Source organism: Verrucomicrobiia bacterium, assembly GCA_036268055.1.
In the GTDB taxonomy this organism is placed as follows: domain Bacteria; phylum Verrucomicrobiota; class Verrucomicrobiia; order Limisphaerales; family Pedosphaeraceae; genus DATAUW01.
This window is the reverse complement of sequence record DATAUW010000012.1, coordinates 1-14,350: the sequence shown is the minus strand read 5'-3', so window position 1 is coordinate 14,350 and position 14,350 is coordinate 1. Positions and strand designations below refer to the sequence as shown.

The 14,350-nt window shown below is 57.2% G+C and carries 19 protein-coding genes; 8 read left to right on the top strand and 11 right to left on the bottom strand.

Annotation, left to right across the window (positions count from 1 at the left end):
* Positions 1-48 precede the first annotated feature (48 nt).
* Together VH413_05740 and VH413_05735 are read right to left on the bottom strand one after the other, a co-directional pair.
* Positions 49-1,335 (bottom strand): AMP-binding protein, encoded by a 1,287-nt coding sequence (locus VH413_05740; protein ID HEX3798186.1) that lies wholly within the window; start codon positions 1,333-1,335, stop codon positions 49-51.
* A 4-nt stretch (positions 1,336-1,339) separates the two neighbouring features.
* On the bottom strand, positions 1,340-1,870 hold the full coding sequence (locus VH413_05735) for a hypothetical protein (protein ID HEX3798185.1): 531 nt from the start codon (positions 1,868-1,870) through the stop codon (positions 1,340-1,342).
* 94 nt (positions 1,871-1,964) lie between these two features.
* On the opposite strand from VH413_05735, the gene VH413_05730 reads away from it, so the two are divergent.
* Positions 1,965-2,384 (top strand): hypothetical protein, encoded by a 420-nt coding sequence (locus VH413_05730; protein ID HEX3798184.1) that lies wholly within the window; start codon positions 1,965-1,967, stop codon positions 2,382-2,384.
* Here VH413_05730 and VH413_05725 read toward each other — a convergent pair.
* Positions 2,381-2,926, bottom strand: a complete 546-nt coding sequence (locus VH413_05725; GenBank protein HEX3798183.1) for a GNAT family N-acetyltransferase — start codon at positions 2,924-2,926, stop codon at positions 2,381-2,383. The two genes, VH413_05730 and VH413_05725, sit on opposite strands and share 4 nt — an antisense overlap.
* A complete protein-coding gene (locus VH413_05720; protein ID HEX3798182.1) occupies positions 2,919-3,179 on the bottom strand; it encodes a hypothetical protein in 261 nt (86 codons plus the stop codon). Before VH413_05720 ends, VH413_05725 begins: the two co-directional genes overlap by 8 nt.
* Between VH413_05720 and VH413_05715 the strand changes: the two genes are divergently transcribed.
* From VH413_05715 to VH413_05685, 7 genes are all read left to right on the top strand, one after another.
* Positions 3,166-3,555, top strand: coding sequence for a hypothetical protein (locus VH413_05715; GenBank protein HEX3798181.1), 390 nt, complete (start codon positions 3,166-3,168; stop codon positions 3,553-3,555). The genes VH413_05720 and VH413_05715 overlap by 14 nt on opposite strands.
* A 63-nt stretch (positions 3,556-3,618) precedes the next feature.
* Positions 3,619-4,251, top strand: a complete 633-nt coding sequence (locus tag VH413_05710; GenBank protein ID HEX3798180.1) for a hypothetical protein — start codon at positions 3,619-3,621, stop codon at positions 4,249-4,251.
* Entirely contained in the window at positions 4,248-4,559 is a 312-nt protein-coding gene (locus VH413_05705) for a transcriptional regulator (protein ID HEX3798179.1), read from the top strand. Before VH413_05710 ends, VH413_05705 begins: the two co-directional genes overlap by 4 nt.
* A 56-nt stretch (positions 4,560-4,615) precedes the next feature.
* Positions 4,616-5,494: a 4-hydroxy-3-methylbut-2-enyl diphosphate reductase gene (ispH, locus tag VH413_05700; GenBank protein HEX3798178.1), complete on the top strand. Its 879-nt coding sequence runs from the start codon at positions 4,616-4,618 to the stop codon at positions 5,492-5,494.
* On the top strand, positions 5,491-6,216 hold the full coding sequence (locus VH413_05695) for a ferritin-like domain-containing protein (protein ID HEX3798177.1): 726 nt from the start codon (positions 5,491-5,493) through the stop codon (positions 6,214-6,216). Before ispH ends, VH413_05695 begins: the two co-directional genes overlap by 4 nt.
* A 41-nt stretch (positions 6,217-6,257) precedes the next feature.
* A complete protein-coding gene (locus VH413_05690; protein HEX3798176.1) occupies positions 6,258-6,956 on the top strand; it encodes a DUF1361 domain-containing protein in 699 nt (232 codons plus the stop codon).
* Between the two features lie 243 nt (positions 6,957-7,199).
* On the top strand, positions 7,200-7,835 hold the full coding sequence (locus VH413_05685) for an urease accessory UreF family protein (protein HEX3798175.1): 636 nt from the start codon (positions 7,200-7,202) through the stop codon (positions 7,833-7,835).
* A 264-nt stretch (positions 7,836-8,099) separates the two neighbouring features.
* On the opposite strand, the gene VH413_05680 is transcribed toward VH413_05685, so the two are convergent.
* The 7 genes from VH413_05680 to VH413_05650 form a co-directional block, all read right to left on the bottom strand.
* Positions 8,100-8,795 carry a hypothetical protein gene (locus tag VH413_05680; protein ID HEX3798174.1) on the bottom strand — a complete coding sequence of 232 codons (696 nt, stop codon included), beginning with the start codon at positions 8,793-8,795 and terminating at the stop codon, positions 8,100-8,102.
* Positions 8,796-8,813: 18 nt separating this feature from the next.
* Entirely contained in the window at positions 8,814-9,170 is a 357-nt protein-coding gene (locus VH413_05675) for a hypothetical protein (GenBank protein HEX3798173.1), read from the bottom strand.
* Between the two features lie 7 nt (positions 9,171-9,177).
* The gene (locus VH413_05670; GenBank protein ID HEX3798172.1) at positions 9,178-10,326 is read right to left on the bottom strand and encodes a response regulator; all 1,149 of its coding nucleotides are present in this window, start codon (positions 10,324-10,326) and stop codon (positions 9,178-9,180) included.
* A complete protein-coding gene (locus tag VH413_05665) occupies positions 10,326-11,750 on the bottom strand; it encodes a HEAT repeat domain-containing protein (protein ID HEX3798171.1) in 1,425 nt (474 codons plus the stop codon). The genes VH413_05670 and VH413_05665 overlap by 1 nt, the downstream gene beginning before the upstream one ends.
* Before the next feature lie 321 nt (positions 11,751-12,071).
* The gene (locus VH413_05660) at positions 12,072-13,016 is read right to left on the bottom strand and encodes an ABC transporter permease (protein HEX3798170.1); all 945 of its coding nucleotides are present in this window, start codon (positions 13,014-13,016) and stop codon (positions 12,072-12,074) included.
* 137 nt (positions 13,017-13,153) lie between these two features.
* Entirely contained in the window at positions 13,154-14,155 is a 1,002-nt protein-coding gene (locus VH413_05655; protein ID HEX3798169.1) for a sugar-binding protein, read from the bottom strand.
* The coding region (locus VH413_05650) for a hypothetical protein (protein HEX3798168.1) at positions 14,076-14,350 on the bottom strand (275 nt) is incomplete at its 5' end. The genes VH413_05655 and VH413_05650, both read right to left, overlap by 80 nt.

Genomic DNA, 14,350 nt, shown 5'->3' with positions numbered 1-14,350 from the left:
CGCTGCCTCATCAATTCCACCCTCCGCACTCCGCATTCCGCACTTCCATCAGTCCCGCACCCACCGCCGCGCCTTCATTTCAAATCGCGGCAATGACCCGCTCGCCACCGTCCTCACCGGAATCCGCAACGCAAGATTGGTCTGAAAATATTTTTCCAATCGCTGCTTCAAATCCGCCGTGTCCGCGCAATCCAGCCGCGGCTCGATTTCCAAACTTAATTCCGTCAATGCCTGCACCGTGCTCACATGCACGCGATATTCCAGCACGCCATCCGTCGCGCGAATGATCTCCTCCATCGCGCTCGGATACACATTCACCCCCCGCACCACCACCATGTCATCCGTGCGGCCCAAAATCCCGCCGACCAACGCCAGATCATTTCGTCCGCATACACAAGGCTGCGCATCCGCCTTTACCAAATCGCCCGTTCGATACCGCAGCAGCGGCGAGCCCGTCCGTCCCAACGTCGTCAAAACCAATTCCCCCGCCGTGCCCGGCGCCGCCGCTTTTCCCGTGCCCGGCTCGATGATCTCCGCGTAATACGCTTTCTCGATGACGTGCAAAACTCCCGGTCGCTGCGGGCATTCAAACGTCACCGGCCCAACCTCCGTCATCCCGTGATGATCGAACACCCGCGCGCCGTTCCACAATTTTTCCATTCGTCCCCGCACCGAAGGCAGGCTTCCGCCCGGCTCGCCCGCGACGATGATCGTTTTGACTTTGCTGCGGCTCAGGTCAATTTTTTCTTCCGCCGCGACTTCCGCCAGGCGGATCGCATAAGTCGGCGTGCAGCACAAAACCGTCGCCTGATTGTCCACGATCATTCGCAGCCGCGCCGCACTGCTCAATCCCCCGCCCGGCAAACATAACGCCCCCAGCCGCGAGCCCGCCTCGAACGCCATCCAAAACCCAATGAACGGCCCGAACGTGAACGCAAAATAAATCCGGTCGCTCGCCGTCACTCCCGCCGCGCGAAAAACTTCTCCCCAACTCTCAAGCATCCACTCCCAGCTATCCGCCGTGTCCAGCCAGCGCAACGGCGTGCCCATCGTGCCGCTCGTCTGGTGAAATCGTGTGTAATGGCTCAGCGGATAAGTCAACCCCGTGCCATACGGCGGATGGGCGAGTTGATCTTCGACGAGTTCGGACTTGGTGGTGAAGGGAAAGCGCTGGGAAAAATCTTCCAGCGATGCGACGTCGAAGGTCACGCCCACCGCATTTAATTTTTTCGCGTAAAAGGAATTGCCCGGAAATAATTCCGCCACGAGCGAGCGAAGTTCCTCAAGCTGGCCGGCCCGGATTTCCGCACGCGCGGGATGAAGACCGCCGGCCACGCGGTCAATCGGCTTTCGCCGGAGTTATCGGGCTTTGCGCCGCAACCGGAACCGGCGCATGGCGCGCCATCGCGGGTTTGTAATAAGTCACCATCACCGCGCCCACTGCCACCAGCAAGATACCGACGTAAAATTGAAACGGAATCGCGCCCCAGCCATCTTCCGGCGGATTCATCCCGATTGCCACGATCGCATTAATAATGGGCGCGCCGCCGAACACGATGGACATCACCACGCCCGGTTTGCCGCCGTTCGCAAACGCCAGCAGCACGCAAAATGCCCCCACCGCGCCGACGATTCCCGCCAAGAGCGACCACTTCATCCCTTGCATTGGGAAAACCCACGTCGCACCATTGGCCTTCAACATCGCCAGCGGCGCGAGCACCGCCGTCAAAAAATACGCCAGCCCGACGAACAAAAATGATTTATAAAGCGCGTTGTTTTTATCTGCCATTCCCACCTGGCCGCTATGAAGAAAAATGCCATACAACCCCCAGGCGACAACCGTCATCAGTGCGTAAACTAGCCATTTCATATATTTTCGACTCTAGCGTTTGCCTCACTTTACAGCAAGGGTTTATCGGACTAAGCTCAAAGCGTGTCCAACGTGATTATTGATTGACGCTTTTATGCAACGCTTTCTTCACTTGAAAATTTCCGTGCTGCTCGCGGTCGCGTCCTTGTTTGCCGCCGGTTGCGCCACGCAAAATACCATCGCCGCGCGCAAACAAGCCCGTCCTGCCGCTTACGATGCTCTCACTCCCGAGATGCGCGCCGCGGTTGATGCCGGTCAGGTCAAGGTCGGAATGAGCATGGACGGCGTGATGATCGCATGGGGCAAACCCAGCCAGGTTCTTTCCGGTGGCAATTCTGCCGGCGAATCTGTCACTTGGATTTATCAAGGCAGCTATATTCAGGACACGCGTTCCTGGGGACGCTTTCGCATGTATGACTCCTATACCCCGATCACTTACGTGCGCGCACAAGTGGTGTTCGTCAATGGCGTGGCCAAGGATTGGCAGCAATTTCCCGCGCCCTCGGGATATTAAAATTTCTTCGCCATGCTTACGACCGGCAGGGCAAGCCCATTGGATAATTTAAGCTCATACCGGTCCGCCACGACGTAACCGAACGACGCATACAATGGCTCGCCCGCCAGCGTCGCTAAAATTTCCACCCGCCGAAAACCCGCCGCCCTGATTGCGCTTTCACACGCTTTCATAATCAAGCTTCCCACGCCGCGTCGCGCCCAATTTGGGTGCACAAAAAACGCGCGTACCCGCGCCGCGTCGTGAACGGAACTCAATTCCGTCGCCGTACTTTCACCAGCGGGTCCGCTTCCGCAAAGAGATTTGCGCTTGCTCCAACCACCGCAACCGATGACTTCCCCCGCGTCCTCGACGATAAAATAAGTTCCGTCCGCGATGAGTTGCTGATCCACGCCGAAGATCGGCCCGATGGCCGCGTCCATCTGCTCCTTTGAATAATACGCCGCTTGCAATGCCCGCACGGAAATCGGAATCAATTCTTCCAGCGCGGGCACGTCTTCCGCCCGCGCCACTCGCAAGCACATGGAATTTCCGCTAGCCACAATTTTCATGAACCGCTTTCGCGCAATCAATGATGATGCCCGCCACCCATGTCCCCGCCGTGATGATGCCCTCCGCCATCAAAACTTGGCGGCGGCGCGGCGGGCGGCATGTCTTGGTGATGATGTGGATGATGCGAGTGCGAAAAATCGGGCGAATGATGATGGTGATGCGGCTGATGCGATTGATGCGGTGGCGAAGATAAATCCGGTGCGGAAACATCAACCACCACCAGGCCAGGATGATGCTGGCCATGACCGTGGTTCATTGCGTTGCCCGGATGATGCAAGTTCTCGGGATCATTCGGATCAAACGCCGTCAAATATTCCGCGCGCCGCAATTCATGAAGACGCTTGAACGCGCGTGTTTTCGCTGTGCTGTAAACAATGAATACGAATATGCCGGCGAACAGCGCAAAAAATACAACCCCGAAAAAGATTGGCAGCAAAAAGATTCCATTCATGGGTCACGTTCCTTTCGCCGCCAAACTCGCCCAGATGCAAGCTCCCGTCAACCGCAATCGAAAAACGTGAAAGTTCAATGCCCACCCGCTCACCCATCACTTCTCATTAACCCCAAAAATCAGCTTTCGTGTTATCTCCGCCATTCCTCACTGAAACTTGGCACTTGAAACTGAAAACCCGCATCCAAAGTCCTGCCTTGACAAAACTACTTTGTCTTACAAAGTGTCCTCATGGAAACAAATTGGGCTGCCCAAAACCTCGAAACAATTCGCACCCTCATGGAACGCTCGGCGCTTTATCGCCGCGCGCTCGCTCCAATTTCCACCTTCGTCGGCGGCGTCGGCATTATTGCCGCCGTTGTGGGCCGCTTGCTCAAACTCGAGAATCTCAGTTATTTCTCTCTTTATTGGATGCTCGTCGGTGTGTTTGCGCTGGCCGGCTCTCTCTTGCTTGTGCGACGCCAGGCATCGCGGCACGGCGAAAAATTTTGGTCGCCGCCCACGCGGCGTGTGGCGCAAGCCATGGCACCCGCGTTACTCGTTGGGTTGATCGTGGGATTAACCACCTTGGCCACTGCCTCAACTTCGGATTCGGAAGAAATTGCGGAACCGGTCGTCCTGATTTGGACCGTCCTCTACGGACTCGCCCTGCATTCGGCGGGGTTCTTTATGCCGCGTGGAATTCGTTTGCTGGGCTGGGGTTTTCTCGGCGAAGGCTTGCTTTTGTTCATTCATTTTCTCATTACTCAATCAAGTGGGACTAATATTTCATCTCATTTTTTCATGGGCGTTATTTTCGGCGCAACCCATCTTGCCTGCGGTATTTATTTATACTTCACCGAACCGCGGAAGAGCGCAGCGTGAATCTCGAACCGTTTCTCAATCTTGATCGGATCATCCACGAGCAAGGCCGCCTCGGCATCATGTCGCTGCTTGCCGCGTCACCGGAACTGTCCTTCACCGAGTTGCGTGACACGCTCTCCATGACCGACGGCAACCTCACCACGCACATCCGCACCTTGCAGGAAGCCGGTTATATCTCCGTGGCAAAGTCGTATCAAAATAAGCGCCCGCTCACCACCTGCTCGCTCACTTCCGAAGGCCACAAAGCCTTCACCGCCTACATCAATCTCCTCGAAAAAATCGTCAAGCAAAACAAGCCCTCGAAATGATTTTGAACGAAAATCAAACCGGCTGGTCTGTTACTTTGTGATACAAAGTATAATGTATGCGAGTTATTAAAGCTGAACATCTCGGAATGTGTTTTGGGGTGCGCGATGCCATTGCGCTTGCCCTGCGCGAAAACGCCGCCGCGCCGCTGACCATTCTCGGTGATCTCGTCCACAATGAAACCGTCCTCGCCGATTTGCGCGCGCAAGGTGTTCGTCTCCAATCGTTCGACGAGGACATCGCGACCGCAAATGTTCTCATCACCGCTCACGGAGCCTCGCAACGCGCGGTTGAACGATTGCATCGCCGCGGTTTGAACGTGCTCGAAGCCACTTGCCCGCTCGTCCGATTCGCCCACGATGCCATCCTGCAACTCGCGGCCAGCGGCTTCCACCCGGTGATCATTGGCCAGCGCGACCACGTCGAAGTGCGCGGTCTCACCGGTGATCTGGATAACTTCGATGTAATTCTCGACGAAAACGATCTCGCAAAACTTGGTGAGCATCCGCGCCTCGGCGTCGCCGCGCAAACCACCCAACCGCAGAACAAAGTCGAGAAACTTGTCGCGCAAATTCGCGAGCGTTTTCCTGATTCCGAAGTGCGGTTCATTGACACTGTTTGCCGCCCCACCAAGCAACGCCAAAACGCCGCCGTCGAACTCGCGCGCCGATGCGAGGTCGTCATCGTCATCGGCGGCGCGCAAAGCAATAACACCCGCGAACTTGTCGCTACTTGCCGCCGTTATTGCTTGCGTGTCCACCATGTGAAAAACGCGCACGATCTCCGTGCGGAATGGTTCACGGATGCGCAGCTTGCCGGCCTCACCGCGGGCACTTCCACACCGGATGCGACCGTGGATGAAGTCGAACAGTGGCTGAAAAATTTCTCTGCCCAAGTCCTCACGAAAAATCCACCACAACTTGAAACCATCTTATGAAAAAGTGGCTGAAATATTTTGAACACAATCGCGAGCATCGCCTCGACATTCCGTGGGAACGCGGCGTCAACGTCGAGCCCGCCGCCCGCGCGCCACTTATCCATTCGCTTCAGCGCTTTCAGGTCGGTGAATCGGGCGAAGGCCGCCACCTGCGCAAACAAGCCGCCACCACCAACGACCCCGTTTACATCGCGAGCATTGATTTATTCATCAAGGAGGAACAAGAGCACGCGCGGCTCATGGCGGAAATTCTTCGCCGCCTCGGCGCGCGTCTGCTGACGCATCATTGGAGCGACGCCTGTTTTATTTTGCTGCGCCGACTGTTCGGCTTGAACCAGGAATTGCTCGTGCTCCTCATGCCCGAGATGATCGCGAAACGATTTTTCCGCGCCGCCCATGATGGCGCGACCGACGCCGTCATCCGCGCCGTATGCGCCCAGATCATGCATGATGAAGAAGGGCACGTGGCCTTCCACGTCGAATTCCTGCACCGCGCCTTGGCTGAAATGTCCATTCTCTCGCGCGTGCTGCACCGCGCGATTTGGCGAATGCTTTTTCGCGCGTCCTGTCTCGTCGTCATGTGGGACCATCGCGGACTCCTCCGCGCGGCGGGCGTTTCATCCGCGAAATTCTGGTGGGACTGCGGCTTGATCTTCGACGAAGTTTCCGCCGCTATTTTCAGCTATGCGCCAACGCCCGTGTTCGCCCGCCCCGCGATCTAAAAAATACGTGCGAAATTTTTCTTCTCTGTTAGTTTGATTTTATGAATGATCGGAGGTCACTTTCATCACCCATCCCGGCGGTGCCATTGATGGCGCTGCTGCTAGTTTCCTTTGCCGGCGCGGCGCTCACCGCGTGCCGGATCCGTTGGTCTCATGATTGGGATTATTTGTATCTGCCTTGGAATTTGTTCCTCGCCTGGCTGCCGTTATTGTTCGCGAGCGTCGCACACCGGCATCATCAGCGCGGCGGCTGGCGCTCGTGGAAATTTTTTAGTTTCGCGTCGTTGTGGCTGCTCTTTTTTCCGAATGCACCGTATATCTTCACAGATCTGATTCACGTCCGATCACGTTTTGGCGGCGCGTTCTGGGCGGACTTGTGCCTCGTGCTGTTGTTTGCGTTCACCGGATTTTTGGTCGGTTTCATTTCGCTTTATCTCATGCAATCCATCGTGGCCGAACGTCTCGGCCGCGCGGCAAGCTGGCTCTTCATCGTCGCCACGGCGGCTGCCAGCGGTTTTGGAATTTACCTGGGGCGCGTCCTCCGCTGGAACAGTTGGGATGTCGTCGTGCACCCGATTGGCCTTTGCTATTCCATCGGCCGCCTCGCCGCGCACCCGCGCGCCAATCCCGCCTTCGTTCTATTCCCCGCGCTTTTTGCCACCTTCGTGCTGCTCGGCTATCTGATGCTCTACGCGCTGACGCATTTGCCGGTGTTGCGTTCGCAAAAAATCGAGCCGTAATTTATTGAGCGGAACGCCGAAGTCAGCCACGTCAAAAAGTGAGCGGCCGAAAATCTTCACAGGATAAAATCACCGATCTGCATTGGAGAAATTCGGCGAGAGGATGCACCGCAGAATAGCCGCAAAAATCCATTAAAAGCAAGCTATTAATCCCTCCGTTGGCATTTTTACTGCTGGCATTCCGGCATGAAGCGGGGCAGCGTTAAAGGGTGATAAATGCGGGAAAAGATTTAGCCGTAAAACATGTCGCATCAAACTCAAATCGCGCCGGCAACGGCGGAATTACTCGGTGACCTCGCGCCGCTGATCGAGCAGCTTGGCTCGACGGATGGCCTGGCTTCGCTCACGGACGCGCTCGCCTCACTTTCTCAACTCCACGCCGCGGCGGACCTGCAATCCTTCCTGCAAAATTATCATGCGAAAATTTTGCGGCCGCTCGAACTTCCCGCGATTCAACGCGCCTTTAACCACGCCGCGCGCAACGAACTCCGCGAACTGATCGCCTACGACCGCCAGATCGCCGGCGAATCGCTCCTCCAAAATTTCTCGCACGCGAGTCGGCGCGCCGGGCAAAATCAGTTGCTGCGGCTTCGTCCGTTGCGTGACCATCGCCTCGTGCAGCGTTACCTCGCCGCCGTCGAGCAAGGCGAAGCCAATGGCTGGCACACACTCGTCTATGGTTTGACGCTTTCCGTTTTTTCCCTGCCGTTGCGCCAGGGACTCTGCGCTTACGCCAATCAAATCACCCGCGGCTTCATTGATTCCGCCGCGCGCACGCTCGCACTTTCACAAACGGAATCGAATCAAATTCTCAACGGTTTTTCCGCCACCATTCCCGCGACTATTGAATCCTTATTCGCGGACTCCCTCCTCGCTTAATCCATTCTTTCCGTCGCGTGGCCGAAGTCCCGCAGGAACGAAAGAAGCGAACGAATATTTTAGTGCGTGAGCCGGAATGATTACGGGAATTTCTTTCGTCCCTTACGGGACTTGATTGGAGATAACTTAAAACCCAGCAATAAATTGCTGGGCTAATATCTGCCGTCCCTGCGGGACTTCGGACGGCGGAGCGGCAACTCCGCCCTGCCGGGCTGTAAAATATTTGTTGGCTCTGTGGGACTTGGCGGGCGCTCTTTCGCGCTCTCAAAAACCTTGCGCCACTGGAATCAGAATCGAAATTTCCTGGCGTCCGGGAGGTTTGGGGCGCGAGTGGATCTGGCCTTTGGAACGGCGGATGATTTCCTGCGCCGCGAGGAGCGCAAATTTTTCCGGACTCACCGGCACGTTGTTTTGCAGAAGCTGATGGTCCGAGCGGTAACTCAAGGTGATCTGAAAAAGTTGTTTAGGCTGCCCGCTAGCGCCAGCGCCCGACCACACGACGGGAAAAACCGCCGGTCCGCAGATGAAATCAATTTCGCCCGAAGTGACTTCCGCCTCGCGCGCGAGTTGCCAGATGGCGGCGGTGAGCCAGCGCGGTTGAACTGAAACATCACCCGCGAGCGGCGGCGGCGCATTGACGTGCCAGCCGGGCGCGAGGCAGGCCGCCTCGGCAAGGTCCGCCGCCAGTTCCGTCACGGGATACGGAAACGCCGAGCGCGAAATGATATGCTGCAACGGCAAACATTGGCCGAGCAGTTTCCCGGCGGAATTCGCCGACACCGTGATCGCCTGAAGCGCCTTCTGCAAATTGGCCGGGTTCGCGTCCGCGCTCTGCGCGTATTCGGCATTGCCGAGGATGCCCGCGAGCAGGTTCGTCAGGTCATGGATCACCCGCGCGCAAATCGCGCCGGAAATTTCCAGCGAGGACAGCGGCGTCACCGAAGGTTGGGTTTCGTTCATAGCAAATGGATTCGTCCGTCAGGTTTCGAGCGCGTGGAATTCACTGACGATGGTTTCAAGATCGTGTTGTTGCAGCGCGGGTTGGGCGGCGTTGCGGCGCGTCAGCAGCGCGAAGCAATGGCCATCGGGCCGCATGAAACCGTAGAAAAAATAATTCTCATAAACCCAGCGCACGAGGCGGACGGGAAAACGATTTGAGCCCAGCACTTGAAAGGTATCGCTCAGGCAGCGGCAGGCATTTTCGAGCGCCATTTGCGTGAACTGCGGCGTCAGGCTGCGCGTGAAGGTTTTGCGGTCGGGCGCGCGGATGCCGCAGGCGAGCACGCCGGAGATCTTCGTTTTTTCGCTGAGCCAGTTGTGAACTTGTTCTTGCATGGAAAAATTATTCGATGCTGCGCGGCGCGGTTTTCGTGGCACGCACGAAGACGCCGCGATCTTTTTTAAGTTGCGCTACGACGCGCGAGCTATCGCCTTCGATTTCGAGCCGGTCGAATACGCCGAGGCCCAGGCCCTCTCCGAGTTGCAGCGATTTACGCGAAAGAAATTCGAGAAAACTCACGCGGTCGCCGGCATTCGCGCATTGCCATTCGTAAAGCACTTCGCCGCGGGCCGAACAAACCACCATCTCGTCAATGCGGGCGGGACGATTCTCCGCCGGCGCGGGCAATGAAACCACGGGCGCGGACGGCACAATCGGTTTCGCGGGTGCAACGACGTTGACCGGCGGACGCAGCGGCGGCGCGGGCTTGGGCATGATGGCCGGCGCGGGCGGAAGGTCGGCCACGCTCGGCGGCGCCTCGGGAATTTCGTTTTCGCTTTCCTCGTCGCGCGCGCGGGCAGCTTCCATCAAAAGAAATTCCCATGAGCCATCAATCGTCTGGATCGGCGGCTCGGTGAAGGGACGCAGATTGAACTCGCCGCCCTTGAGCCCAAGGATTTTGTTCAAGCCCGCTTCGCCATTCCGGTCGCCCGCGTGCGCGTGGATGATCGAGCCGTCCTTGATGAAAATTTCGCCCTGCCATTGCCCGGCGTTGACCTGCAAGATGGAGGAATTGCGATTCAAACATTCCATCTGGATCACGTCCTGCAAGCTGACTTGCCGCAACACGCCGCGAAAACCACTGATGGTCGGCTTGTGCCGCGCCAGTTCGCGCAACGTCGCGAAAATAATTTCCAAGTCGGACGGATCGCGCGGTTTTTCCAGAAACAATTCCGCGCCATGGGCCAGGCAAGCAGCGCGCGAGGCATCATCGGCGTACGCGCTCAAGGTGACTTTCTGCACCGCGGGATATTTGCGATTGATGAGCGCGAGAAATTGAATGCCGTCCACCACGGGCATTTGCACATCAATCACGGCCAGGTCAATCGCCTGCTCCTGTAAAATGATCAGCGCCTTGCCGGCATTTTGCGCGAGAAAAATTTGCCATTCGCCCTGGCTCCAGTTGCCCATGAGCCGCTCGATCATCTCCAGGAACTGGAGATTGTCGTCCACGAACAAAACTTTTTTTACGTTGGCGGGTGAGAGGGACATCAGTGGCGAAGCATGAGGGATTTTAATCGTTCGATGCGTTGCACATCTTCAGGCGCGGGAACCCAGTTCAAATGATTCAGCGCAAACGCCGCTGCGCGACCGACCCACATGTCGGAATCTTCCAGCGCGGCCACCAGCGGCGGGATGGCGGCAAAATCATTGAGCCGTCCCAGCGCCTCCGCCGACGCCTGGCGAAGATCGCGATCAAAATCATTCAACGTGTCCGCAAGAATCGCCGCGCCCTGGGCGAGCCGTTGTTTCATCGGGTCAATCACGGCGTCGGCATCCAGCAATTTCTGGCGCACGTCGTTGATTTTCGCGAGCGTGTCGGCGGCGGATTGCGCCACCCAATATTCCTTGTCGTTGACGGCGGCCTCGAGTTCAGCCATCACGCTTTGCGCGCCTGGGGAAATTTCCCATTGCCGGTCAATCTGCCGCAGCGCGCCCTTCGCCGCCTGCCGCACGGCGCTGTTTTCATCCTTCAATGCGAGCACGAGCGGCCCGATGCTGCGCGAATCGGGAATTTGCCCCAGCGAATGCGCCGCTGTTTGCCGCACGTCATGGTCGGCATCCTTGAGCGCTTTCCATAACAACTGTGTGGCGCGCTCGTCGCGAATTCGGCCCAGCGTTTCAACGGAAAGTTTACGGACGTCCCACGATTCGTCGTGCAACAAACCGTCGGCGATGGCTTCGACGACGCGCGCATCGCCCATGCGGCCAAGCGCTTCGACGGCCGCCGAACGCACGAGATGATTGCGGTCGCGCAGCAGCGTGAGCAGCGCCGAACCGGATTGAAGATTGCCCAGTTGCGAAAGTGCCTCGACCGCCGCCACGCGCACATGACTGTCTTCGTCACGCAAGGCAATTTCCAAATGCTTCACCGCGCGCGGATCGCCGGTCTTGCCGAGAGCGGAGGCCGCGGCGTGGCGTCGCGGAGAGGTCGGGTCCTGCAAAGCCTTCGCCAAAATTTCCACCGCAGCCGGACCGGCGGTGGCCGCATTCTCATGCTGGCCCATCGCCACCGAGCGCAACATGATTTCGGTGTTATTGCCGGGACGCCAACCCAAAGTGTTCAACGCGCCCGCCGCCTGCCAGCGCACACTGTGGTCGCCATCTTCCAACGTGGAAACGATGCCGTTGATCGCGCGTGGATCGCCGAGTTGCCGAAGCGACGTGATGGCCGCCGCGCGAACCTCGGGATTGCGATCGCGCAAAGAAGCGATGAGCGGCTTGACCGCGCGTTCGTCGGAGAGAGTTCCGAGACCCTTCGCGGCGGCGATGCGCACCTCCGGCTCCTCATCCTGCAACGCTTCGAGAATGGGTTCAACGACTGAAGAATCCTCGCTTGCGACCATTTCTTCAATGGTGCGCCGGCGTGTTTTCGCGTCCTTGGACTTCAGCCGATGTAATTTCCACCACAACATGTTTCGCGCTTCAATGCCACATAAGTTGACAGTTTCCTGACTCGGATTCACCCAAGGCACGAAACGCCCTGCGAACGAAAATCCGCTCAAGTTTTAAATAAATATCTGCCAATTAAGGCTTTAGTTCGCGCCCCGCTCAACTTCGTGACCATCCAGTCGCCTTAAAATCGCCCTATCGCGAACGACTCCTACAAAGCAACTCATGTGCCCAGGGAAAGTTCCAAGTGTTCAGTTTGAAATTTTTAGTTCGGAAAAAGATCCACGCGCTTTCCAAACTCCGCCTCCGGACTGAAAACTTGAAACCTGAATTGAAAACTTTTCCTACCCCCGCCGCGCGGCCCGCGCCTTGACCACCTGATCCGTCAATACGCCGAGCAACACCACCGCACCCATCACCGCGAAGTTGAGCGAGCTATCAATGCCCAGCAGGTTCACCAGGTTTTGTAGCACTTGCAGCAGCGCCGTGCCGATGACGATGCCGATGATCGAGCCTTCACCGCCGAGCAAGCTGCACCCGCCGAGCACCGCCGCCGCGATGCCGTAAAGTTCATAAAAATTTCCCGCGTTCGACGGCGCTACGGACATCGAATAAAACGCGAAGAGCACGCTCGATACGCCCGTCAGCAATCCCGCGATGATATAACTGCTCGCGATGACCCAGCGCGTGTTGATGCCCGAGAACCGCGCCGCGACTTCATTGCCGCCGACCGCCATCAGATAACGCCCATACACGGAACGATGCAGCACCAGCCACATGATGACCGCGACAGCCAGCAGCATAATGAACGGCGCGGGCACGCCAAATAATTTTCCATGCGCAAGGTCGTGCAAAGTTTCAAAACCTGTCCCGTCAAAACCTTTCGTCGAATCATGCGCGATAAACCGTGCTGCACCGCGATAGATGAGCAACCCGCACAAGGTCACGATGAACGGCTGCATGTTGAACCGCGTGATCAAAAATCCGTGCAGGCTTCCGAGGATGATTGCCACCAAAATAACAAACCCCGCTGCGACCGGCCACGCCCAATGCCATTCCACCAACGCCATCGAGAGCAACACGCCCAGCAACGCCACCATCGAGCCGACTGAAAGATCAATCCCGCCGGTAATGATCACCAGGCCCGTGCCGATGCTGAAAATGCCGAACATGCCGATGATGTTCGCCATGTTGGACAAATTCGCCGCCGACAAAAATCGCGGATTCATCCCGGCCGTCACGCCGCACAACACCACCAGCAAAATAAAAATACCCAGCTCTTTTTTCATTCACTTCTCGATTTTCAAATCAGTATTTAACCACGGAGGCGCGAGGCGCGGAGGAAACAAGAAAAACTTATTCGGAAAAATCCCGCGCTCTCTTTTTCCGAACTCCGCGTCTCCGCGCCTCCGCGGTTTAAACTCGCTCACTTCCCCAACAGCTTCTGCATCTTCGCCTGAAAGTCGGCGACATTGTCTTTCTTGATGCTGATCGTGGGGATGATTAATTTTCCACCCGCCGGGAAGGCGTCTTTATCTCCGCGCAGACTTTTCGCCATGCGCGTAATGGCTTGCTTGCCGAATTCGTACGGCTGTTGCACGACGGTTCCATATATATCTCCCGCCGCGACGCCCGCGAGCGTTTGCGCGTCCGAATCGAAGCACACGATTTTTACCTGGCCGCTTTTTCCCGCGCCTTTGACCGCGTTCAAAATCGCCGGGCCATTGTAACTCCACAATCCCACCAGGCAGGCCACGTCGGGATATTTCACCAGCGTGTCCTCGGCATTCTTTTGCGCGCGCACGGTATCGGCATCGTCGGTGCGCACATCAATAATCGTGATACCCGAACCGGCCAGCGCATCGCGAATTCCCTGCGAACGGTCCTTCGCGTTTTGGGCGTCGAGCGTGCCGACGAACAACATTATTTTTCCACCCTGCGGCAATGCTTCTTTGATCAACTTGCCCGCTTCCGTGCCGGCGGCGGTGTTGTCCGTGCCGATGTAGCACACGCGCTTGCTGTCGGGCGCGTCGCTGTCCGCCGTCACGAGCAACGCCTGGCTCGCCACCTTGTTCAGCAACTCGGTCTGGTTTTTCGGGTCCACCGGGCTCAACGCAATTCCATCTTCACCGCGCGCCAGCAAATCGTCCAGGATCTGCTGTTGCTCCGCCGCCGTCGCCGCGGAAGGAATGCGAAAATCCACCTCCACATTTCCCAATTCAGCCGCCGCATCGTTGCAACCGCTTCGGGCAATCGTCCAGAACTCCGCGGCACTGTTCGATACAAAGGCGAGCTTCAATTTTTTCCCCGCCGCCGGAGCAGCGCTGCTGGACGGCACCGAGGCCTGATCATTCTTTTGCCCGCACCCCGGCAGCAACACGGCGAGGCACAGCGATGCAAATGCGAACTTGAGAGATTTTGTTTTCATGATTTTTGGTTCGTGAATTATTTTCAGAACTTGGCGCCGTAGTAAACTTCATTCCAACGCAATTCCTGGCGGAAGACGCCGAGACGCGGCGAAAAAATTCATAGCCACGGATTGAACATGGAACAAACACCAATTGGAAAAAAGCGGAAAGTTCCTGAAGCGTGAAATATTTCCACCTGTAGCGGCGGTCTATTA

Excerpts from the sequence above, each read along its gene's own strand:
- VH413_05655 (HEX3798169.1), bottom strand. The coding sequence starts at position 14,155 with ATGAAAACAAAATCTCTCAAGTTCGCATTTGCATCGCTGTGCCTCGCC.
- ispH (HEX3798178.1), top strand. The coding sequence starts at position 4,616 with ATGCGAGTTATTAAAGCTGAACATCTCGGAATGTGTTTTGGGGTGCGC.
- VH413_05730 (HEX3798184.1), top strand. The coding sequence starts at position 1,965 with ATGCAACGCTTTCTTCACTTGAAAATTTCCGTGCTGCTCGCGGTCGCG.
- VH413_05685 (HEX3798175.1), top strand. The coding sequence starts at position 7,200 with ATGTCGCATCAAACTCAAATCGCGCCGGCAACGGCGGAATTACTCGGT.
- VH413_05680 (HEX3798174.1), bottom strand. The coding sequence starts at position 8,795 with ATGAACGAAACCCAACCTTCGGTGACGCCGCTGTCCTCGCTGGAAATT.
- VH413_05735 (HEX3798185.1), bottom strand. The coding sequence starts at position 1,870 with ATGAAATGGCTAGTTTACGCACTGATGACGGTTGTCGCCTGGGGGTTG.
- VH413_05690 (HEX3798176.1), top strand. The coding sequence starts at position 6,258 with ATGAATGATCGGAGGTCACTTTCATCACCCATCCCGGCGGTGCCATTG.
- VH413_05720 (HEX3798182.1), bottom strand. The coding sequence starts at position 3,179 with ATGGCCAGCATCATCCTGGCCTGGTGGTGGTTGATGTTTCCGCACCGG.
- VH413_05675 (HEX3798173.1), bottom strand. The coding sequence starts at position 9,170 with ATGCAAGAACAAGTTCACAACTGGCTCAGCGAAAAAACGAAGATCTCC.
- VH413_05665 (HEX3798171.1), bottom strand. The coding sequence starts at position 11,750 with ATGTTGTGGTGGAAATTACATCGGCTGAAGTCCAAGGACGCGAAAACA.
- VH413_05695 (HEX3798177.1), top strand. The coding sequence starts at position 5,491 with ATGAAAAAGTGGCTGAAATATTTTGAACACAATCGCGAGCATCGCCTC.
- VH413_05670 (HEX3798172.1), bottom strand. The coding sequence starts at position 10,326 with ATGTCCCTCTCACCCGCCAACGTAAAAAAAGTTTTGTTCGTGGACGAC.
- VH413_05660 (HEX3798170.1), bottom strand. The coding sequence starts at position 13,016 with ATGAAAAAAGAGCTGGGTATTTTTATTTTGCTGGTGGTGTTGTGCGGC.
- VH413_05710 (HEX3798180.1), top strand. The coding sequence starts at position 3,619 with ATGGAAACAAATTGGGCTGCCCAAAACCTCGAAACAATTCGCACCCTC.
- VH413_05715 (HEX3798181.1), top strand. The coding sequence starts at position 3,166 with ATGATGCTGGCCATGACCGTGGTTCATTGCGTTGCCCGGATGATGCAA.